Annotated in this window: 17 protein-coding genes; 12 read left to right on the forward strand and 5 right to left on the reverse strand. The window is 66.5% G+C overall.

Annotation, left to right across the window (positions count from 1 at the left end):
• Positions 1–57 precede the first annotated feature (57 nt).
• The 3 genes from QXZ94_RS10760 to QXZ94_RS10770 all read left to right on the forward strand — a co-directional run bounded on the left by QXZ94_RS10760 (position 58) and on the right by QXZ94_RS10770 (position 1,935).
• Positions 58–210 (forward strand): hypothetical protein, encoded by a 153-nt coding sequence (locus tag QXZ94_RS10760; protein WP_172109530.1) that lies wholly within the window; start codon positions 58–60, stop codon positions 208–210.
• Positions 210–479: a DUF6719 family protein gene (locus QXZ94_RS10765; RefSeq protein ID WP_315720385.1), complete on the forward strand. Its 270-nt coding sequence runs from the start codon at positions 210–212 to the stop codon at positions 477–479. Before QXZ94_RS10760 ends, QXZ94_RS10765 begins: the two co-directional genes overlap by 1 nt.
• 109 nt (positions 480–588) lie before the next feature.
• Positions 589–1,935, forward strand: a complete 1,347-nt coding sequence (locus QXZ94_RS10770; protein WP_315720386.1) for an HlyD family type I secretion periplasmic adaptor subunit — start codon at positions 589–591, stop codon at positions 1,933–1,935.
• An 11-nt stretch (positions 1,936–1,946) separates the two neighbouring features.
• Here QXZ94_RS10770 and QXZ94_RS10775 read toward each other — a convergent pair whose 3' ends face one another.
• Positions 1,947–3,635 carry a 2Fe-2S iron-sulfur cluster-binding protein gene (locus QXZ94_RS10775; RefSeq protein WP_315720387.1) on the reverse strand — a complete coding sequence of 563 codons (1,689 nt, stop codon included), beginning with the start codon at positions 3,633–3,635 and terminating at the stop codon, positions 1,947–1,949.
• Between the two features lie 175 nt (positions 3,636–3,810).
• On the opposite strand from QXZ94_RS10775, the gene QXZ94_RS10780 reads away from it, so the two are divergent.
• The gene (locus QXZ94_RS10780; protein ID WP_315720388.1) at positions 3,811–5,535 is read left to right on the forward strand and encodes a type I secretion system permease/ATPase; all 1,725 of its coding nucleotides are present in this window, start codon (positions 3,811–3,813) and stop codon (positions 5,533–5,535) included.
• A 40-nt stretch (positions 5,536–5,575) separates the two neighbouring features.
• A complete protein-coding gene (locus tag QXZ94_RS10785) occupies positions 5,576–6,337 on the forward strand; it encodes a hypothetical protein (protein ID WP_315720389.1) in 762 nt (253 codons plus the stop codon).
• A 47-nt stretch (positions 6,338–6,384) separates the two neighbouring features.
• Here QXZ94_RS10785 and QXZ94_RS10790 read toward each other — a convergent pair whose 3' ends face one another.
• Positions 6,385–6,747: a hypothetical protein gene (locus QXZ94_RS10790; RefSeq protein WP_315720390.1), complete on the reverse strand. Its 363-nt coding sequence runs from the start codon at positions 6,745–6,747 to the stop codon at positions 6,385–6,387.
• Positions 6,748–7,151: 404 nt separating this feature from the next.
• Here QXZ94_RS10790 and QXZ94_RS10795 point away from each other — a divergent pair, with 404 nt between their 5' ends.
• Positions 7,152–7,364, forward strand: a complete 213-nt coding sequence (locus QXZ94_RS10795) for a hypothetical protein (RefSeq protein WP_315720391.1) — start codon at positions 7,152–7,154, stop codon at positions 7,362–7,364.
• Here the strand turns inward: QXZ94_RS10795 and QXZ94_RS10800 are convergent.
• A complete protein-coding gene (locus tag QXZ94_RS10800) occupies positions 7,354–7,905 on the reverse strand; it encodes a CreA family protein (RefSeq protein WP_315720392.1) in 552 nt (183 codons plus the stop codon). The two genes, QXZ94_RS10795 and QXZ94_RS10800, sit on opposite strands and share 11 nt — an antisense overlap.
• Positions 7,906–8,134: 229 nt before the next feature.
• Between QXZ94_RS10800 and QXZ94_RS10805 the strand changes: the two genes are divergently transcribed.
• The 4 genes from QXZ94_RS10805 (at position 8,135) to QXZ94_RS10820 (ending at position 12,312) form a co-directional block, all read left to right on the forward strand.
• On the forward strand, positions 8,135–9,892 hold the full coding sequence (locus QXZ94_RS10805) for a L,D-transpeptidase (protein ID WP_315720393.1): 1,758 nt from the start codon (positions 8,135–8,137) through the stop codon (positions 9,890–9,892).
• Between the two features lie 154 nt (positions 9,893–10,046).
• Positions 10,047–10,622: a glutathione peroxidase gene (locus QXZ94_RS10810; protein ID WP_315720394.1), complete on the forward strand. Its 576-nt coding sequence runs from the start codon at positions 10,047–10,049 to the stop codon at positions 10,620–10,622.
• A 162-nt stretch (positions 10,623–10,784) separates the two neighbouring features.
• The gene (locus tag QXZ94_RS10815) at positions 10,785–11,732 is read left to right on the forward strand and encodes a polysaccharide deacetylase family protein (protein WP_172132102.1); all 948 of its coding nucleotides are present in this window, start codon (positions 10,785–10,787) and stop codon (positions 11,730–11,732) included.
• 19 nt (positions 11,733–11,751) lie between these two features.
• The gene (locus QXZ94_RS10820) at positions 11,752–12,312 is read left to right on the forward strand and encodes a dihydrofolate reductase (RefSeq protein WP_315720395.1); all 561 of its coding nucleotides are present in this window, start codon (positions 11,752–11,754) and stop codon (positions 12,310–12,312) included.
• A gap of 9 nt (positions 12,313–12,321) precedes the next feature.
• Here QXZ94_RS10820 and QXZ94_RS10825 read toward each other — a convergent pair whose 3' ends face one another.
• Both QXZ94_RS10825 and QXZ94_RS10830 read right to left on the reverse strand, forming a co-directional pair.
• Entirely contained in the window at positions 12,322–12,777 is a 456-nt protein-coding gene (locus tag QXZ94_RS10825) for a DoxX family protein (RefSeq protein WP_315720396.1), read from the reverse strand.
• 147 nt (positions 12,778–12,924) lie between these two features.
• A complete protein-coding gene (locus QXZ94_RS10830) occupies positions 12,925–15,237 on the reverse strand; it encodes an NADP-dependent malic enzyme (RefSeq protein ID WP_315720397.1) in 2,313 nt (770 codons plus the stop codon).
• Positions 15,238–15,479: 242 nt separating this feature from the next.
• On the opposite strand from QXZ94_RS10830, the gene QXZ94_RS10835 reads away from it, so the two are divergent.
• Together QXZ94_RS10835 and glp are read left to right on the forward strand one after the other, a co-directional pair.
• A complete protein-coding gene (locus QXZ94_RS10835; protein WP_315720398.1) occupies positions 15,480–17,462 on the forward strand; it encodes a hypothetical protein in 1,983 nt (660 codons plus the stop codon).
• A gap of 1,042 nt (positions 17,463–18,504) precedes the next feature.
• Entirely contained in the window at positions 18,505–19,716 is a 1,212-nt protein-coding gene (gene glp, locus QXZ94_RS10840) for a gephyrin-like molybdotransferase Glp (RefSeq protein WP_315720399.1), read from the forward strand.
• Positions 19,717–19,844 lie beyond the last annotated feature (128 nt).

The raw sequence follows: 19,844 nt of genomic DNA on the forward strand, positions 1-19,844 counted from the left end.
AGCCTCCCCGTACACTGGCGCATACGAAAGACGACAAGACATTTTTTGGAATTTGACATGTCGGATCATCGCAACATTCTCTATTTCCTGCTCGGCATTCTCACCGCGGCCATCGTCGTGCTCGGTTATAATTTCTACCAGGCCAAGAAGCAGCCCGACGGATTTCAGATCAATGTCGGGCCGAACGGTGTGAAGATCGAGGGAAAGTGATGCGTCTTGTCCATAAGTCGCGGCGACGTCGTGCCGCGCAGGCTCTTGCCGGCCTCGGCCTCGTGCTGCTGCTCGCCGCGCCGGCGCAGGCGCAATATGTCGGGCGCGAGCAGGACGTGATCGACCTCAGGCTCGGCCAGCGCGTGCTGGTCGATGACGGCACCTGCCCCGCCGGTCAGGTCAAGGAGGTCTCCGGCTCCCGGATGGCCGAAGCCGGCATTGTCCGCACCACGAAATGCGTGCCCCGCTTCGGGCCGAAGAAGAAGTAGCAGCGCATTCCGGCCGGACGTCGCCAGACGACCGGCGTGACCTGACGCACAGTGCCTCATCGTCGCATCGCCCATGCTCCCGCCGGTGCACAATCGCGGGGGACCGATCATGTCGATGTCACTGGTTGAGGATCACGGCTTCTTCGAGCCGGCAGACCGGCCGCAGCCGGTCAGGGCCGACTTCAGCCGCTATGCCCTGCTCGGCTATTTGTCGATCGCACTGGTGTTCGGCGGCTTCGGCGTGTGGGCCGCCTACGCACCGCTCGACCGCGCGGCGATCGCGCCGGGCACGGTGTCGGTCTCCGGCGATCACAAGGTCGTCCAGCACCGTGAGGGCGGGATCGTCAGGGAGATCCTGGCCAAGGAAACCCACGCCGTGCACCGCGGCGACCTGCTGTTCCGGCTGCAGCCGACCGAGGCGCAGGCCAACACGGACCTGCTGCGCAAGCAGATGGACGCCGCCTTGGCCGAGGAGGCGCGCCTGCTGGCGGAGCGCGGCAATGCGCGGATGATCTCCTTCCCCGACAGCCTGCTCCGTCGGCAGCACGTGCCGGAAGCGGCGCTCGTCATCGCCGACCAGCAGCGCCTTTTCATCGAGCGGCGCAACGGCCTGATCAGCCAGATCAACATCCTGAACTCGCAGATCGCCCAGCAGCAGCAGGAGCTCGCCGGACGCGACCGCCAGCGCGCCGCGCTCGTCGCCCAACGCGCGAGCTTCGAGACCCAGATGAACAACGTGCGGCCGGCGGTCGCCGGCGGCTACTATCCGCGCAACAAGTTCCTCGAGCTGGAACGGGAACGTGCGCGCGTCGAAGGCGACCTCGGCCAGGCGCAGGCGGACGTGGCGCGTCTGACCCAGACGGCGGCGCAAACGCGCCTGCAGATCGACCAGACGATGCAGAAGTACCTTGCCGAGGTCGGCCAGCAGCTCGACGGCACCCGCGCCAAGCTGTCCGACCTGCGCGAGAAGCTCGTCATCGCCGAGGACGTGCTGCGCCGTGTCGACATCCGCGCCGAGCGCGACGGCATCGTCATGAACATGAAGGTCCACACCGTTGGCGCCGTCGTGAAACCCGGCGACACGCTCGCCGAGATCGTCCCGGTCGGCGAAGGCGTCGACGTGATGGCGCATGTCTCTCCGCGCGACATCGAGAGCGTCGCCATAGGCCAGAAGGCCGAGGTGCGCTTCCCCAATTTCTCCTCGCGCACGACGCCCGCGATCTTTGGCAAGGTGCAGAGCGTCTCGGCGGACGCGATGAACGACGAGGCGACCAAGCAGAGCTACTACTCGGCGCGCGTCGTGATCGACTATTCGACCATTCCGCCCGACATCGCCGACAAGATCCTGCCGGGCATGCAGGCCGACGTGATCATCTCCACGGGCGAGCGCACCGTGCTCGAATATCTCGTGGGACCGCTGCTCAACACGCTTGCCAAGACGTTCCGCGAGAAATGATGCGGCGGCCCCTAGACCGACGCGTCCGATGCCGCGCGCGCGACGAGAGCGACGTCGCGCGCGCGGAGCACGCCGACGGCATCGAGGTCCCCGCCCTGCTCGGCATCGGCGAGCGTCTCGTGGGCCAGCCCGGCCACGTCGTGCAGGCCTGCAGCTCTTGCCGCGTGCCCGGACAGCGCCAGCTGCCAGCCTTTGCGCTGCGCCAACTCGGCCAGACGCGCCGGCACGTCGGTCACGGTTCCCAGCACCGCCACGCGCGTCATTCGTCCCAACGCCAATTGTCCGACGACCACCTCGCCGACATCGACGCCGATGGCGAGCTCGACAGGACGACCGATCTCGGCCGCAATCTTTTCATTGACCCGGTCCATGGCGAGATCGATCGCGCCAATCGCCTGCAGCGCATCACGGCAGCCGTGATCCGGCCCGCGCTGCTCGCCGAAGACGGCAAGCACGCCGTCACCGAGGAAGCGATCGATCCGCCCGGCATTGGCTTCGATGGCTCCGGACACGGCGCCGAAGATCTCGTTCATCATGAAGACGAGATCGGAAGCGAGGCGATCGCCCACGATGGCCGCGAAGGCGCGAACGCGAATCTGGACGAGACAGACGGCGCGGCGCTCGCCTTGAACGTCAGCCTGTTCGTTCACCTGCGTCAGTGCTCCAGGGCCTTCCACCAGGGGCGCGATGGTGAGCGGCGCCGCCGGACGAATCTGGCAGGCCAGCCGTACATGCTCCGGGGCGCTCGAGCCCGTGAGCACGGCGCGCTCCTGATGACCCGGCGGCGGCAGCGTCTCTGCACCTTCCAGCACACGAACACGGCACAGGCCGCAACGGGCCCGGCCGCCGCATTCGGATCGATCGGAGAGATGGTTGCTCCTGATGACCTCGAGCAGCGTCGGACCGATGGCGGACTGCACCGTCGCACCATTTGGAAAAGTGATGGCAACCTTCGGCGCCGCGAGCAGCGCAATGTGGCGGAAGATGACGATCGTCACGCCGGCCACGAGCAGCGCCGCAACCGCGATCCGCGAAGACAGCTGCAACAGATCGATCCACTTGCTGTCGAGCTCGCTCGGCCAATGCGTCACCTGCCGCATCCGCTCCGCCATCGCGGGATCGCTCAACAGCCCGGCGACCGCCCGCCCCGACACCACGAAGCCCATCAGCGCCGCCATCGGGACGGCAACGGCAAGCACGACCAGCGCCGGCTGCGCCAGGCGATACCAGCGCCGGAATTTCAGCCAATGATGCAGACCGAGACAGCCATGGACCCACACGAGCAGCAGCAGCATCGTCTGGATCCACGCCGCACGCGGCCAGATCAGCGCCAGCGCGTAGAGGTAGTTGTCCTGAACACCGAACAGGGCATGAGCGACATGCGTCTCGACGATGTGCGGCAACAGCAGCAGCGGGATCGCCAATCCTGTGACGAGCTGAATCAGCTCCCACGCTGGCAGCCGCCAGCTGCTGCGCTGGATCGTCTTTGCCACCGCAAGCACGGCATGCGCCAGCAACGCTGCCAGCAGCACGATCATCCCGGGCCAGGACCGCGTCAGCGCAAGCCGCCACTCCTGCACCTCGTCCATCGCCTCGAGACTGAACAGACCCACCGCGTGATTGAGGAAGTGCGTGGCGGCAAATGCGAACAGGATGAGCCCCGACAGGAGGCGAATGTTTTGGGTCGTCAAAGTGCGCATGTCATGACTGGCGAGAAGACAGAGCTCGAGATCGAGCGGGCGTGTCACTGCGGTAGCGGCTGAGACCGGTCAACTCAAGCACCGGCGGAGCCGTTTCGACCTATGTGAGGTCAGTCACGGTCGCCGATACCGCAATGGACGAACCTCCCCGAGCGCCATCGTGAGGGGATCTGCCATGACGACCACCATCGCCCGAAGCCCGCTGGGAGCCGCGCTCCGCGCCTGCTTCCCCGCGCTCACCGCGACCTTCGTGCTCAGCCTCTTCATCAATGCGAGCATGCTTGCCTCGCCGCTCTACTCCATGCAGGTCTATGACCGCGTGCTCACCAGCCGCAACCTCGGCACGCTGGTGATGCTGACCCTGATCGTCGGCGTCTTCCTGGTGCTGTACGGCATCCTCGAGTTCGCCCGCTCCGGCGTCTTGGCGCGCGCCGGCGTGCAATTCGAAGGCACGCTGCGCCACCCGCTGTTCGAAACGATGATGAAGGCCGAGCTGTCGCCACGGCATCGTTTCGGCCAGCAGATCATCCGTGACGCCGAGACGATCCGCGACTGCATCTCCAGCGGCACCGCCGCGATCGCCTGCGACCTGCCGTGGACGCCGGTGTTCGTCGCGTTGTGCTTCCTGCAGCACGCCTATCTCGGCATCCTTTCGCTGCTCGGCGCCATCGTGCTGTTCTCGCTGGCGCTGTTCACCGAATTCTACACGCGCGCCAGCGTCGAGCGCACCAATGCGCTGGCCAACGAGGCCTCGCGCTTCGTCGCGGCGGCCTTGCGCAACGGCGAGGTCGTGCGCGGCCTCGGCATGGGCGACATCGTGATGGATCGCTGGAGCTGCCGGCAATCGGCGATGGTCGATGCCCACAGCACGCTGGTCGAGCGCGGCGCGGCGATGCACTCCGTGACCAAATTCGCGCGCATGGCGGTGCAGACCTCGCTGCTGTGCATCGGTGCCTGGCTCGCCATCGAGCAGCAGATCTCGCCCGGCGCGATGATGGCGACGTCGATCATCATGGGCCGCGCGCTGGCGCCGGTCGAGCAGGTCGTCGGCCAGTGGAAGCGCATCATCGCCTTCCGCTCCGCCTATCGGCGCCTCGAGGAACTGTTCCATGCCCTCCCCGTCACCGCGGCGCCCACGGCCCTGCCGACGCCGCGCGGGGACATCGACGTCGAGAACGCCGTGGTGTGGCCGCCGGCCGCGGGACGTCCCTCCGTCAAGGGCGTCAGCTTCTCGCTCAAGGCCGGCGAGAGCCTCGCGATCGTCGGCGCCTCCGCCAGCGGCAAGTCGAGCATGGCCCGCGCGATGGCCGGCGTCTGGCCGCTCCGCGAGGGCGTGATCCGTATCGACGGCGCCGCCTACAGCCAGTGGGACCAGAACCGGCTCGGCAAGCATATCGGTTATCTGCCGCAGGACATCGAGCTGTTCTCAGGAACGGTGGCGGACAACATCGCCCGTCTCGCCAGGGTGGACGAGGCCGCGGTCGTGGCCGCAGCCAAGGCCGCGGGCGCCCATGAGGTGATCCTGCGCCTGCCCAACGGCTACGACACCCCGATCGGAGAAGGCGGCGTGGCGCTGTCGGGCGGCATGCGCCAGCGCGTCGGCCTGGCCCGCGCGCTGTATGGCAATCCGCGGCTGCTGATCCTCGACGAGCCGAACTCCAACCTCGACGAGGACGGCGAGCGGGCGCTGGCTCATGCCATGGCCCAGGCGAAGGCCGCCGGCCGGACCGTGATCGTCGTCACGCACCGTCCGCAGCTTCTGGCGCATGTTGACCGCATCATGGTGATGGCCTTCGGCAAGACGCTGGCATGCGGCCCGCGCGACGAGGTGATCGCCAAGATGCGCGGCCAGCGCGTCGTCGTCGCCCACGACCGGGCGACGGCCAGCGCCGCGGCTTGAACCAAACGCAGACAGATCGCACACCCGCAAGGAGTTAGCCATGACCCAGTGCACATCGCCTTCCAGGATCATTCAGCTGACGCTCGCAGCCGCCGTCCTGATGCCGACCACAGCCTTCGCGGAATCACCGCTGACCGCACGTCAGATGCTGGCTCACGCGCAGAGCCAGGCTCTGAATATCCCTGATGAAGTCAAGAAGCCCGAGCCGAACAGGAACGACAGGAAGAGCGGCGAAGCCGTCGTGGCGCCCTCGGGGGCCAGCGCCATCGCGCCCCCGCTTCCAGTGATTGAACCGCCGGCGCCGATCTCGCCGCAACCGACGACGCTCTCCGCCCTGACTGTGCCGGTCGCAAGGCCCGAGCCAGCGTCGCCGCAGACCCGCACCAACTCGCTCACGGCCGCAGCACCGTCGGTCGATGCCGCGCCCGCCACGACGTCGGTCGCGACCACGGCCGGCACACCCGGCGTGGCCCCGACTACGCCGCCCGTTGCAGCCGCGGCCTCTCCGGCAGCGGCCCCCGCGGTTGGCCCCGCCGCAGCGACGGCACAGCCCAGCCTGCCAACCACGATTGCCGCACCGACCCAGCAGGTGCAGGCGGTGGCGCCTTCGTCATCATCAGCGGCGAGACCCGCCGATGCGCGCCGTCCGTCGAAGGCCGCCGCCCCCCCTTCTCGTACCGTCCACAAATCGTCGCCGAGATCGTCGCTCCGCAACGATGATACGGCGATCGGCAACCGGATCTCGCACATCATGCGACGGCCCGAGGTGCAGGCGCTGATGTCGCAATATGGCCTGGAGTGACGACCGCGCACTGCGGGATGCCGGCGAGGGTCAGCGCTCGGCGCGCATCAGCCGGCCGGATCGAACATGCACTGCAGGGCAGGCTTGGCGATCCTGGTGAAGGTCGGTCCGATCTCGGACTGCTTCGGCACGGGCACCCAATCGGCCTCGATCGTCGGCACGCCGGTCTCACTGATGCCGCGCAGCAGTGCTTCGCGCAGGTCGGTATCCTCGACGACAGCGGCCGCATGGTCATGCAGGCAGGAGCAGACGGCTTCGGGGTGCGCCCATCGTCCGAGCATGCGAGGCGCACACTGGCGGACGAACTCGCCGCGCACATCAGGCAGTCGTGCCGAGGGCCGCGCGTCGGCGGAGGACCAGGAGAGGCAGGACAAAGCGGCAAGCGCCGCAGCAGCCAGTCGAAGAAGCATGGTGGACCGCTGGTCTCGTGTTGTTGTCATGTCATCTGCACCGGGCCGGATGACACCACCTGGATGGCAAGTTCTGCCCGTCTCCATTTCATAACCGTTTCAGGTTTCATCGCGTCTGCGGCACAAGCAGAAAACGGTTTCGTGGTCCCACCGCATTGTTTCATGCGGCCCGACTGACGACACAAAATACAATCAAAACGGGAAAACATATCAAAATCAAGCAAAGCGGGATGATTTCAGCGTTCCCCATCGGACCGGCTGCGCCGTGCGAGGCCGAGGTCGATTCCCGCCGATGGAGAGCTTCTTAAGGCCTGTCCGGTAGCGTGCCGCCAGGGAGGCCCGCTCCGCACGGCAACCCGGCGGCGCATGGTGCGTTGGGACGTCGTTGCTCCCTCAGGACCCGCATGGACAAGAACAGCACGTACACCCCCACGCCGGCAGCACCGAAGCGCAGCCCTACTGCCGTGCCGATGGCGCAACAGCGCGCTGAAAACAACGCCGGCTCGACGCCGCAGGGCCTGCTTCGGCTGATCGGCTGCCACGACCCTGCCAAGCGCAAATTGCCTGGCAAGCCCGCGGGCAACCGACCATTGCTCGGCAAGTCGCTTATTGAATGAAGTCACCGCACTTCTGGACTTCGCCGTCATCCGCCTTGCCCCAGGGCATGACCGGGACTGACGACGTCGAGTTCTTCGGCGAGCCCTCGATCAGCCTGTCCGAATAGACCATGTAGACGAGCACATTGCGCTTGGCATCGCAGCCACGCACGATCTGCATCTTCTTGAAGAACAGCGACCGGCGCTGGCGGAACATGTCATCCGCCTGATCGAGCTTGCGCTTGAAGCGGATCGGACCGATCTGCCGGCAGGCGAGCGAGATGTCCGAGACTTCCTCCGCCAGGCCGAGCCAGCCGGCATAGCCTCCCTTCTGCGGGACAGTAAAATGGCAGGCGACGCCCTCGACCTCAGGATCATCAACACCATAGGTCGCGAGCTTGTCATTCGGACTCAGCAGCTTGAACACTGTCGACCGACGGAAGATCAGATCCGGCTCATCCGCGGCGGAGGCTGACACCACGGGCGAAGACAGTCCGATAAGCAATAGGAAAGCTAGGGTTTTCAGCCACAGGTCAAACCGGTTGGTGGCTCTGAACGACATGTCGGTCTCCGTTATACCGCCGATGGCTCGGCATACCGCCCATGTAGGAACACAAATGCCTGCAAGGAAGGCACTCCACGCCTCCGCCTCTCCGATGCGCGTTTAACGCGATGTGAGGCTTTTCTGCTACGATTGGAACGAAACTCACGGCGGGCAGAAGCCCCAAGCTGGTGAACGCAGACTCCGTCTGCGACACTAAAGACCAGATGGTTCTTGAGGATTTGCCGGAATGCTCTGCGTTCGTGCAGCCGCCAGGGGGCGGTTTTATTGTGCAGCAATCGTTTCAGTCCCGCTTGTTCTAGCAGCGACATCTCAGGCTGACGCAGCGTCCTATTACTACTGGAACGACTCGCAGCCGGTCACCATCGCTCCGCCCGCGCTCCCGGCCATGCCCCGCAAGCCCAAAGTGCGCCACGGTCAGAAGCCGGTGACGATCGAGAAGGAGGCCGCCAAGCCGCAGGGGCCGATCACGATCGCGGTGTCGATCAGCAAGCAGCAGCTCAAGGTCTACGACGCCAACGGCCTGTTCGCGGAAGCGCCGGTCTCCACCGGCATGAAGGGGCACTCCACGCCGATGGGCGTGTTCAGCGTGATCCAGAAGCAGAAATTTCACCGGTCGAACATCTATAGCGGCGCACCGATGCCGTTCATGCAGAGGATCACCTGGTCGGGTGTCGCGCTCCATGCCGGTGTGCTTCCGGGCTATCCGGCCTCGCATGGCTGCATCCGCATGCCCGCGAGCTTCGCCCCCCGGATCTATGGCTGGACGCGGATGGGATCGCGCGTCCTGGTGACGCCGGGCGAAGTGGCTCCGGCCAGCTTCTCGCATTCGCTGCTTGCCGCGCTGAAGGCGCCGCCGCCAAGCGCCTCGGTCCAGCCCGACGCCAATGCACCTGCTGCCACCAAGTCGGACAAGGGCGCCGCCGTGACGCCGGCGATCACGGTCGCAACGATCGACCTTCGCGCCACGATCGGCCATGGCGAGGTCGGCCGCTCCGCTGAAGCGATACCGGTTCCCCGCCAGATGCGCACCGCCGATGCCAGCAACGCGAGCGGACTGCCCAGCGTGGCCTCTGACGCCGCGCCGAGCGCCGATCCGGCGCGACCGGACTCGGCCGATGTAAAGGCCAGCGTCGCCGAAACGACGACCGCCGACGAACCGAGCGCCGAGGCCAAGCCCGCCGATGCCGCGCCGGCACTGGCGAGCCAGCCGGCCGACAACTCGGAGGCGGCGGCACCTGAAAAGACGACGGAAGCGCCGGGCAAACTGGAAGCGACCGGCTCGACCGATCTCAAGCCCGCCGATGCCAAAGCCGCAGACTCCGACCCTGCAGACTCCCAGGCCGCTGGCACCAAAGCTGCTGGCACCAAGCCATCCGCCCCTGAGATCGCGGACCAGCCTGCGGTGCCGCCGACGACAACCGCCGATGCGCCAGCCAAGCCGCTCGACGCGCAGGAGCTCTCCAAGGATCCGTCCCGCGTTGTCGCCGCACCGGACAAGCCGATCGCTCCAAAGCCCGAGCTGAAGCGCAACAGCCAGGTCGCCATCTTCATCAGCCGCAAGGATTCCAAGCTGTACGTCCGGCAGAACTTCGCGCCGGTGTTCAACACCCAGGTCACCATCGCCCCGGGCGACAAGCCGCTCGGCACGCACGTGTTCACGGCAACGGCCGACAAGGCTGATCCGGCGACCCTGCATTGGTCGGTCATCTCGCTTCCTGCTTCGGCACGCGCCGCAGCAGCATCGGAGGCCACCAACAAGGTAGCTCGGCGCGGCAAGAAGTCGGCGGAGACCCACGCCGAGTCGAAGCCCGCCATTCAGTTGAGCAGCCCGGCCGAGGCGCTGGATCGCATCACGATCCCGGCGGATGTCATGGCTTGGCTCGGCGAGGCCCTGTCGACCGGCAGTTCGCTGATCGTCTCGGATCAAGGCATCAACCAAGGCGAAACCGGCGAGGGCACGGAGTTCATTCTTTCGCTGCGCTGACGACCGACGAGGTCCCTTTTTCCGCCCCAGCCTAAGGGTATCCCCTTGCTGGAACGCAGTCTGATCCAACGTAAAGCCGTCGCCGTTTCAGTACCGGCTGGCGAACGTGGGGCTTGCGTCCTTTCCGGGGCTGGATCTGCACAGGGAGATTCACATGATCGATCGCAGGATGGTTGTTCTCGGCCTCGGCGCGTCATTGTCGAGCTTGGCACTGACGTCGCACGGCGCCCGCGCCGACGGCACGGCGAGCAAGACCACAGCCTACCGCTTCTCCTTCCCGGCGCTGTCCGGCGAGCCGATTCGCCTGGCCGATTTCGCGGGCAAGCCGGTCATGGTCGTGAACACGGCCTCGCAGTGCGGCTACACCCCGCAATACACCGGCCTGCAGCAGCTCTGGGGCGAGTTCCACGAGCGCGGGCTGTCGATCATCGCCGTGCCCTCCAACGACTTCCACCAGGAGCCCGGGATCGCTGGCGATATCGCCGATCTCGCCAACAAGCAATACGGCGTTACCTTCCCGATGACCGCCAAAGCGGTGGTCACCGGCTCCAATGCTCACCCGTTCTACCGCTGGGCCGCGGAGGCGCGCCCCAAAGACACCCCGCGCTGGAACTTCCACAAGTATCTGATCGGGCGCGACGGCTATATCGCCGACGTCTTCGCCTCCTCGGTCGAGCCCACCGACACCCGGGTGAAAACGGCGGTGGCCCGGATGCTCGCCAACGGCTGAGCAACACTTGGCAAGAATGCGGCGGAAGCTGACAACTTCCCCGTGCTTTTGCCTCGTTTCCTTTTGGCGCCGATCCGGCGGCTGGGCTAGTATCCTTGCCCGGATGGTGGAGCGACTCCTGGCATTGGCGCTCCCGTTGCAACAACCCCGAGGAAACACGAGATGCGGATTGCGGCTGGATTGGTGTTCGCAAGCTCTTTGGCAGCGTCGCTGTTGACGTCTGGCGCGGCCTGGTCGCAGGCCCAGCGCACGGCGGCGGCTGCCGCCCCCGCGCCGGCCGCGGCTCAGCCGGCGGCGGCTCAGACCCAGCCGCCGCGCGCGCCTTGCATGAATCCGGAGGCGCTCGGCGTCGGCCGCACCGTCGAGATCGACACGACCGGCGGCCCGGGCTTCGGCTTCGAGCACTTCAAGGACCTCGACTTCCTCAAGGATCACGAGGTCGTCCTGACCTTCGACGACGGCCCGTGGCCGGAGAACACCCCCGGCGTGCTCAAGGCGCTGGCCGACCAGTGCACCACCGGCATCTTCTTCATCATCGGCAAGCACGCGACCTATTACCCGGAGATCCTCAAGCAGGTGTACAATGCCGGCCATACCGTGGGCACGCACACCTGGTCGCACGCCGCGCTGACCAACAAGAAGCTGACCGACGACCAGCGCAAGGAAGAGATCGAGCTCGGCATCAGCGCCGTGAAATGGGCGCTGGGCGGCAACTCGCCCGCACCGTTCTTCCGCTTTCCTGCGCTGCAGCACCCGCCGGAGATGGTGACCTATCTCGGCAGCCGCAACATCGGCATCTTCTCCTGCGACCTCGACTCGTTCGACTTCAAGGCGCGCAATGCGCAGGCGGTGATCGACGTCACCTTCAAGAAGCTCGACAAGCTCGGCAAGGGCATCATCCTGATGCACGACTTCCACAAGCACACCGCCGAGGCTCTGCCCGAGCTGCTCCGCCGCCTGAAGGCCGGCGGCTACAAGGTGGTCGCGATGCGGGCAAAGGCGCCGGTGCAGTCGCTTCCCAATTATGACGAGCAGCTCGGCAAGGTCGCGAAGCTGCCGACGGTGAGCCAAAGGCCGGTCTCGAGCGTTGTGACGACAGTGTCCGAATGATCGAGGATCCGTTTCGTCAGTGACCAAGCTTCGTCTCGAAGGTTACGTGATCGTGTCGGCCGACGGAATGTTGGCCGACGCCCGCAATGTGATGCCGGCAGCGCTCAAATTCCCCGGCGACGCGATGTTCTTCTCCGATGCGCTCGACAGTGCCGATCTGATCGTGCACGGCCGCAATTCCTATGAGGACCAGCCGAACTCGCCGAAGCGCCGGCGGCTGGTCGTGACACGCTCGGTGGCGGGGATTGCGCCGGACACCGAGAAGCCGCTGTCGACGCTGTGGAACCCGGCCGGCGCCTCGTTCGAGGCCGCCTGCGCGGCTGCCGGGGTCACGACGGGCACCGCGGCCATCATCGGCGGGCCGGTCGTGTTCGACATGTTCATGGACCGCTACGACACCTTCTTCCTGTCGCTCGCACCCCACGTCTCGCTGCCTGGCGGCGCCCCCTGCTTCACGGAGGTCGGTCCAAGCCGTTCGCCGCAGCAGGTGCTGACGGCCCACGGTTTTGCGCCCGCCAATCAGCTGATGCTCGATCCCGACCACGACGTCTGCGTCACCGCCTGGAAGCGCGCCGCCTGAGGCGAGTTGCTAGATGTCGCCATAGGCGCTCTGCTCGGGCGCCTTCGGCCCCTTGCCGTAGCCGAAGATCATGAACAATGCGCCGATGATCGAGAGATTCTTCAGCGCATCGATCAGGGTCTTGGCGTTGTCCGGGGCGGCCTGATTCCAGAAATCGTGGAAATAGAAGATCGTCAATCCGACGAAGACGATCATCAGAGCGGCGAAGAACCGCCCGAGAAAGTTGATCGCGATCATGGCGCCCGCGAAGACCTCAAAGGCGCCGGCCGCGATCGCCAGGATCTGCGGCATCGGCATCTTCGCGGCGGCCTCGAGCTGCGCCGCGTAGGGCGCGAGCACGGTGGGGATCGTGACCTTGGCGGCGATGAGATCGGCGGTCGCCTGAATGCCGAACAGCTTGGTCGCGCCCGTGTAGATGAAGATCACGGCAAACAGAACGCGCCCGAACGTAATGAAACCCGGCATTCCAGCCCTCACGATCAACTTCAAACCATGTGTCGCCGGCCCCTCAGGCCGGATATGTGACGTCGCGAACGCTTTTCAACAATAAAGACGGGCGGAATACGACCGAAACCGGACGAATTCCGCCACACTTCGATCACGCCAACAAGGTCATGCGAACAGCGTCGGCTGCGCCCTCCCCGCCCGCTCCTGGGCCTCGACGGCGGCCACCGCCGTCATGTTGAGAATGCCGCGCGCCGTCACCGACGGTGTCAGAATATGCGCCGGCCGCGCCGGTCCGATCAGGATCGGACCGACCGGAACCGCATCCGCCAGCACCTTGATCATCTGATAGGCGACGTTGGCGGCGTCGAGGTTCGGCATGATCAGCACGTTGGCCGAGCCTTCGAGATCGGAATGCGGCAGGATCGCCTTGCGCGCGGTCGCCGACAGCGCGGTGTCGCCCTGCATCTCGCCGTCGGCCTCGAGGTCCGGACGATGCTGCTTCAGCAGCGCGGTCGCCTGCCGCATCTTGCGTGACGAGTCGGTGTCGTAGCCGCCGAAATCGGAGTGCGAGACGAAGGCGATCTTCGGCTTGATGTTGAAGCGCGTGACGTGATTGGCCGCGAGCGACGCCATCTCGGCGAGCTCCTCGGCGGTCGGGTCAGGACGCACCTGGGTGTCGCCGATGAAATAGGCGCCCTTGCTGGTGATGGTCAGCGCCAGCGCCGCGTAGTCGCTGACCCCCGGCATGAAGCCGATGATCTCGCGGACATGACGCAGATGGCTCATATAGCGTCCCTCGACGCCGCAGATCATTGCGTCCGCCTCGCCCCGGACCACCGCGAGCGCCGCGATGACGGTCGCATTGGTGCGCACCACGGTGCGAGCCGCGTCCGGCGTCACGCCGCGGCGGCCGGCGATCTCGATGTAGCTCTGCACATAGGAGCGGTAGCGCGGATCGTCTTCCGGATTGACGAGATCGAAGTCGCGCCCGGCCTTGATCGACAGGCCGAAGCGCTTGATGCGGGCCTCGACGACGCTCGGACGTCCGACCAGGATCGGCCGCGCCAGCTTCTCCTCCAGCACCACCTGGGTGGCGCGCAGCACGCGCTCGTCCTCGCCCTCGGCGTAGATCACGCGCACCGGCTGCGCCTTGGCTTTCGCGAACACCGGCTTCATCACGAGGCCGGAGCGGAACGCGAAGCGCTCGAGCAGCGCGGTGTACTCGTCGAAATTGGTGATCGGCCGGGTCGCGACGCCGGACTCCATCGCCGCCTTCGCCACCGCCGGCGCGATGCGCAGGATCAGGCGCGGGTCGAAAGGCGAGGGGATCAGCGAGCCCGGACCGAAGCCTTGCGTCTCGCCGGTGTCGAAGCCGCGGCTCACCGCATCCGACGGCGGGTCTTGCGCGAGCTGCGCGATCGCATCGACCGCCGCCTGCTTCATCGCCTCGTTGATCGCGGTGGCGCCGACGTCGAGCGCGCCGCGGAAGATGAAGGGGAAGCAGAGGACGTTGTTGACTTGGTTCGGGAAGTCCGAACGCCCGGTGCAGATCATCGCGTCCGGCCGCGCCGCGCGCGCCTCCTCCGGCATGATCTCCGGGTTGGGATTGGCGAGCGCCATGATCAGCGGCTTCTCGGCCATCTGCTTCAAGAGCTCCTGCTTCAGCACGCCGCCGGCGGAAAGGCCGAGAAAGATGTCGGCGCCGCCGATCACGTCGGCCAAGGTCCGCTTGTCGGTCTTCTGCGCATAGACCGCCTTCCACGGATCCATCAGCGTGTTGCGGCCCTCATGCACGACGCCGTCGATGTCGCAGACCCAGATGTTCTCGCGTTTCGCGCCCATCGACACCAGCAGATTGAGGCAGGCGATGGCGGCGGCGCCCGCGCCCGAGGTCACGATCTTGACCTCGGACAGTTGCTTGCCGGCGAGCGACAGCGCGTTCTTGATCGCCGCGCCGACGATGATCGCGGTGCCGTGCTGGTCGTCATGGAAGACCGGGATCTTCATGCGCTCCTTGAGCCGCGCCTCGATCTCGAAGCACTCCGGTCCCTTGATGTCCTCGAGGTTGATGCCGCCGAAGGTCGGCTCCAGCGCCGCCACCGTCTCGACCACGCGGTCGATGGTGTCGGCGGCGATCTCGATGTCGAACACGTCGATGCCAGCGAACTTCTTGAACAGGACCGCCTTGCCCTCCATGACCGGCTTGGAGGCCAGTGGGCCGATATTGCCGAGCCCGAGCACCGCGGTGCCGTTGGAGACCACGGCGACGAGATTGGCGCGCGCGGTCAGCGTGGCGGCCTCGGCCGGATTGTTGGCGATCTCGGTGCACGCAGCGGCCACGCCCGGAGAATAGGCGAGCGCGAGGTCGCGCTGGTTAGCGAGCGGCTTGGAGGCCTGGATCTCCAGCTTGCCGGGCCGCGGCAGGCGGTGATAGGCCAGGGCTGCGGAACGAAGATCTTCAGAAAAGGACGACGACATACGTGCTCCAGCGTTTCCGACCCGGATTTTTGGTCTCTTGAATTTCGTTCAGACGTCGGTTTTTCCGGCCGGTGGAAGCGCATGTGATGCACGTTGGACGGCTTTCATGCAACATCCGAAACCATGTTCGTCGGCATCCCGGGCCAGCGATTCCCTAATTCGCAGAAGCACATCCCTACTCCATCGATTTCCCTGAGACCATCACCCCTCTGCTGCCTAAGCGTTGGGCGGAGCATATCGAAATGAAACGTGTCGTCATCGCAGTCCTCGTAGCGGTAGCCCTGGGCGCCGCCGGCTTCATCGGCGTCCCCTGGTACGCCCAGGCGCGCGCCGAGCGCGAGGTCGAGGCCAATTTCGCCCAGATCCGCCAGAACGGCGCCACGGCCAGCCACGGCAAGGTCGCCTTCGACCTGTGGTCGCGCAAGTTGACGATCGCCGACGTCAAGCTGGCATCGACCAGCCAACCGCCGGCCAGCGTGACCTTCGGCAGCATCGTCGCCACCGGGCTGAACCAGCCCGACAGCGAGCATGTCACGGCGTCCAGCATCGAGGTCAATGACGTCACGATGGCCGGCAGCCTGGCCGGCGCAGCGCCGATGCGGCTCAGCTACAGGCTGCCGCAGCTGGTGGTGAAGGACTATGCCGGTCCGGCGCGGTTTGCCGCGATCCCCTCCGGCGCCAGCATGCTCGACACCTACCGGGCGCTCGCCCAGCAGTTCGTGACAATCAGCGCATCGTCGGTCTCCGTGCCGCGCACCACGGGCACCATGGACGGCGGCCCCTCCGCCGGCCCGGCCGAATTCGCCTATTCCGGGCTCACGTTCGAGACCATCAAGGCCGGCCGCATCGCCAGCTACAAACTCGACGAGGTCACCTTCACGATGACCCCGCAGCAGCCGGGCGGCAAGGCCGACAAGATGCAGGGCCGCATGGCCGGCATCGTCCATCAGGACATGGACGCCAACGCGATCCTGGCCGTGCTCGATCCCGACGCCGCCAAGGACGACAAGACCTATCGCATCAACGGCAAGTTCACGATGGGCGCCTACGAGATCACCACGGACTCCGGCCTGAAGATGCGCATGGACAGCGCCAGCGCGGACGAGTTCAGCGTGCGGCCCTCCCGGCTGCAGCTGCCCGCGCTGTTCGCCGTCCTTCCGGCAACGCCGGCCGCCCAGCCGACGCCCGAGCAGGCACGCGAGCTGATGGACAGGGTCGCCGGAATCTATGAGGGCATGGCCATCAAGAATGCCGAACTCCGCGGCCTGTCGATCGAGACGCCGCAAGGGCCCGCCAAGCTCGCCTCGTTCCGCCTCGACCTCCAGGACGGCAAAGGCGACATCGCCGTCGAGGGGTTTGACGGCCGCGGGCCGAACGGGCCGATCAAGCTCGGCCGCTTCGCGCTGAAGAGCTTCGATCTCGCCGGCCTGATGCATTTCGCCGCCAAATATTCCGCCGCCGGCGCCAAGCCCGCCCCGGCCGATGCGGCCGAGATGCTCAAGCTGCTCGCCGGCATCGAGCTGAAGGCCCTGTCGACACCCTACAAGTCCGGCGACAAGCCGGTGCAGATCGACACGATCAGCCTCGATTGGGGCCAGTATGTCGGCCCGATCCCGACGCAGGCACGCCTCGTCGCCAAGATGGCCGGGCCGCTCGATCCCTCCAACCCGGCCTTCCTGCCGCTGCTGGTCGCCGGCATCGACACAGCCGCGCTCGATGCCGATCTCGGCCTTGGCTGGACCGAGAGCGCCGGCACCTTCGCGTTGTCGCCGTTCAAGCTCGAGGTCAGCAATCTGATCGGTGCCTCCGCCAGCGTCTCGCTGGCGCGCGTGCCGCGCGACGTGTTCACGGTCGATCTGCAGCAGGCGACGGCGGCGGCGGCGCAGATCGAGGCGTCGGGGATCGAACTGGCGTTGCGCGATCTCGGCGCCGTCGACGTGTTCGTCGCCAACTATGCGCGAACGCACGCGATCCCGCGTGACGCCGCGCGCAAGGCGCTGGTCGACAGCATCAAGGCGATCGGCGCACAGTTCGCCGCCGACAACGCCGATGTCGCCGCCGCGGTCGACGCCCTCGGCCGCTTCGTCGAGAAGCCGCGCCAGACGTTTACGCTGAAGCTCTCGCCGCGCGCCAAGGTGCCCGCCATGCAGCTCGCCCAGCTGATCGCGATCGACCCGCCGAGCGCGCTGGCGCAGTTCAAGATCGAGGCGCAGACGGCGCCGTAAGACTGACGCCGATCGGAGCAGCGCGCCGAAGCAGGACGTGAGTCCACGTCTCTCTCCACGCGTCATTCCGGGGCGCGCGCAGCGCGAGCCCGGAATCCATACTCCGGGACGGTGATTGGTGAAGGAGGTCAAGCGAGCAGACATCCCGATCCTCTCGACCGGTCGTGGTTATGGATTCCGGGCTCGCGCTGCGCGCGCCCCGGAATGACGGGCGGAGAGAGCGTGCCATCAGGCGGCAACGTTGCACGCGGAGAATAGCGCTCGCTGATCAAGACGCACGGTTGGCACCTCGCCGTCAGCACACACGTCCACGATCCCGCGGCTGAAACGCCCGAGTTGATCCGGTTCGTTCCGCCCTCGCTTAGCGAAGAGGGCGCAGGGAATGCCGGGTGCTGGCCGCAACCCATGGCCCGCCTGCGAACAAAAATGCAGGCGGCAGGTACCACAGGTTCAGCCGGTCATCCGGCATTCCCTGCGCGGTGGGCTTGTCGGCTGCTTCGCGCTCTCCCTGGTGCACCGGGCTTGTTGGCCACCATGACGACAATGCGCTTCGAGCGCCTTGCGCTTGACACCAGCGTCGGGGTGTCGAGACCACGCGACTTGACCGCCTGCAATCCGCCGTTCGTCCACGCGCCATCAGCGCGTTGCGACAGACTGCAGCCACCGCCTCCCCACCTCACGTTTCGTGACGACCGCGAACCGTCCCTCTTCATCGAGGCGGGATGCGCGAGAAGATGCAGGTGATCTGCCCGACGGCGCAAGCGGAAACAGTGCGGCAAACTAACACGACGGGCAGTTGGCGCATGGCGGAGATGCGGAAATTGCCCGTCGGGCAGACACGCGGAGGAGAGCGACGAACGACGACGCTGCTGTCTAAGTCGAACCGACTATGCGGATCGGACATCCGGTCTGATCGGTTCTCTCGGTCCAGCCGGTCCCGATCCAACGGAAGCGACTTGCCCCGGGGACTTGGCCGCGCCGTGCACGTTCGGTTAGAACGCGACTCCCGCGAGTCGTCCCGCCTCCGTCCGAAGGAACTCTCATGGCCTTGATGCCGGTGTCCGATGCGTTGTCTGCGGTGCTCGCCGGCGCCGAACCGCTGGCCGAGGAGATGGTCGGGCTGGACGAGGCGTTTCACCGGGTGCTGGCGCGTGACCTCGCGGCGCTGCGGACGCAGCCGCCGGAGGCGATGTCGGCGATGGACGGCTATGCGGTGCGCGCGGCCGATGCCGACAAGCCCCAGGCGCGGCTCAAGGTGATCGGCGAGGTCGCCGCCGGGCGGCCGTTCGATCGCGTCCTCGGGCCTGGCGAGGCGGCGCGCATCTTCACCGGCGGCGTGGTGCCGGACGGCGCCGACGCCGTCGTGATCCAGGAGGACACGATCGCGGACGGCGATCACGTCGTGCTCAGCGAGGCCGCAATCACGGGCCGTCACATCCGGCCGGCAGGAGTCGACTTCCACGAGGGCATGGTGCTGCTGAGCGCCGGGCGCCGGCTGAGCGACCGCGATCTGTCGCTCGCCGCCAGCATGAACCATCCGGCGCTGCCGGTGCGGCGGCGCCCGAGGGTAGCGCTGCTCGCCACCGGCGACGAGCTGGTGATGCCCGGCGCGACGCCGGGTCCGGGCCAGATCGTCTATTCTAACGGCTATGCTCTGCGCGCGTTGGTGCGCAGCGAAGGCGCCGAGCCTGTCGATCTCGGCATTGCCGCCGATACGCTCGACGCCACGGTTGCCGGCATCCGCCGGGCGCGCGAGGCCGAGGCCGACATCCTGGTCACCACCGGAGGCGCCTCGGTCGGTGATCACGACCTGGTCAAGCAGGCGCTCGAGGCCGAGGGCGTCGAGATGGCGTTCTGGAAGATCGCAATGCGACCGGGCAAGCCGATGATGCATGGCCGGCTCGGCGGCATGAGGGTGATCGGGCTGCCGGGCAATCCGGTGTCGTCCTATGTCTGCGCCATCCTGTTCCTGGTCCCCTTGATTCGACGCCTGCTCGGCCGCGACGAAGCGCTGATGCCGCGCGAGACCGCCCTGCTCGGCCGCGAGCTCGCCGCCAACGATTCGCGCGAGGACTATCTGCGCGCCCGGCTGGAGGAACGCGCCGACGGCACGCTGGTCGCGACACCGGTGACGCAGCAGGATTCGTCGCTGCTCGGCCATCTCGCGCTCTCCCAGGCGCTCGTGATCCGTCCGGCCTTTGCGCCGAAGGCGCCGGCCGGCAGCCCCTGCGAGATCCTGCGCCTGCCGAACTGAGCGGTTTTCCCCGGCAAAGCCCGGATCGTTCATCATATTTTTAGGATTGCGGAACACACATCGAACATATAGTGTCCGTTCATGATTTGTTTTTAGTATGTTGCGGGCGACGCGAATACGAACGTCCA

This window comes from Bradyrhizobium sp. SZCCHNS2022 (assembly GCF_032377575.1).
GTDB classification, from domain to species: Bacteria; Pseudomonadota; Alphaproteobacteria; order Rhizobiales; family Xanthobacteraceae; genus Bradyrhizobium; species Bradyrhizobium aeschynomenes.

Excerpts from the sequence above, each read along its gene's own strand:
- QXZ94_RS10760 (WP_172109530.1), top strand. The coding sequence starts at position 58 with ATGTCGGATCATCGCAACATTCTCTATTTCCTGCTCGGCATTCTCACC.
- QXZ94_RS10765 (WP_315720385.1), top strand. The coding sequence starts at position 210 with ATGCGTCTTGTCCATAAGTCGCGGCGACGTCGTGCCGCGCAGGCTCTT.
- QXZ94_RS10770 (WP_315720386.1), top strand. The coding sequence starts at position 589 with ATGTCGATGTCACTGGTTGAGGATCACGGCTTCTTCGAGCCGGCAGAC.
- QXZ94_RS10775 (WP_315720387.1), bottom strand. The coding sequence starts at position 3,635 with ATGCGCACTTTGACGACCCAAAACATTCGCCTCCTGTCGGGGCTCATC.
- QXZ94_RS10780 (WP_315720388.1), top strand. The coding sequence starts at position 3,811 with ATGACGACCACCATCGCCCGAAGCCCGCTGGGAGCCGCGCTCCGCGCC.
- QXZ94_RS10785 (WP_315720389.1), top strand. The coding sequence starts at position 5,576 with ATGACCCAGTGCACATCGCCTTCCAGGATCATTCAGCTGACGCTCGCA.
- QXZ94_RS10790 (WP_315720390.1), bottom strand. The coding sequence starts at position 6,747 with ATGCTTCTTCGACTGGCTGCTGCGGCGCTTGCCGCTTTGTCCTGCCTC.
- QXZ94_RS10795 (WP_315720391.1), top strand. The coding sequence starts at position 7,152 with ATGGACAAGAACAGCACGTACACCCCCACGCCGGCAGCACCGAAGCGC.
- QXZ94_RS10800 (WP_315720392.1), bottom strand. The coding sequence starts at position 7,905 with ATGTCGTTCAGAGCCACCAACCGGTTTGACCTGTGGCTGAAAACCCTA.
- QXZ94_RS10805 (WP_315720393.1), top strand. The coding sequence starts at position 8,135 with ATGCTCTGCGTTCGTGCAGCCGCCAGGGGGCGGTTTTATTGTGCAGCA.
- QXZ94_RS10810 (WP_315720394.1), top strand. The coding sequence starts at position 10,047 with ATGATCGATCGCAGGATGGTTGTTCTCGGCCTCGGCGCGTCATTGTCG.
- QXZ94_RS10815 (WP_172132102.1), top strand. The coding sequence starts at position 10,785 with ATGCGGATTGCGGCTGGATTGGTGTTCGCAAGCTCTTTGGCAGCGTCG.
- QXZ94_RS10825 (WP_315720396.1), bottom strand. The coding sequence starts at position 12,777 with ATGCCGGGTTTCATTACGTTCGGGCGCGTTCTGTTTGCCGTGATCTTC.
- QXZ94_RS10830 (WP_315720397.1), bottom strand. The coding sequence starts at position 15,237 with ATGTCGTCGTCCTTTTCTGAAGATCTTCGTTCCGCAGCCCTGGCCTAT.
- QXZ94_RS10835 (WP_315720398.1), top strand. The coding sequence starts at position 15,480 with ATGAAACGTGTCGTCATCGCAGTCCTCGTAGCGGTAGCCCTGGGCGCC.
- glp (WP_315720399.1), top strand. The coding sequence starts at position 18,505 with ATGGCCTTGATGCCGGTGTCCGATGCGTTGTCTGCGGTGCTCGCCGGC.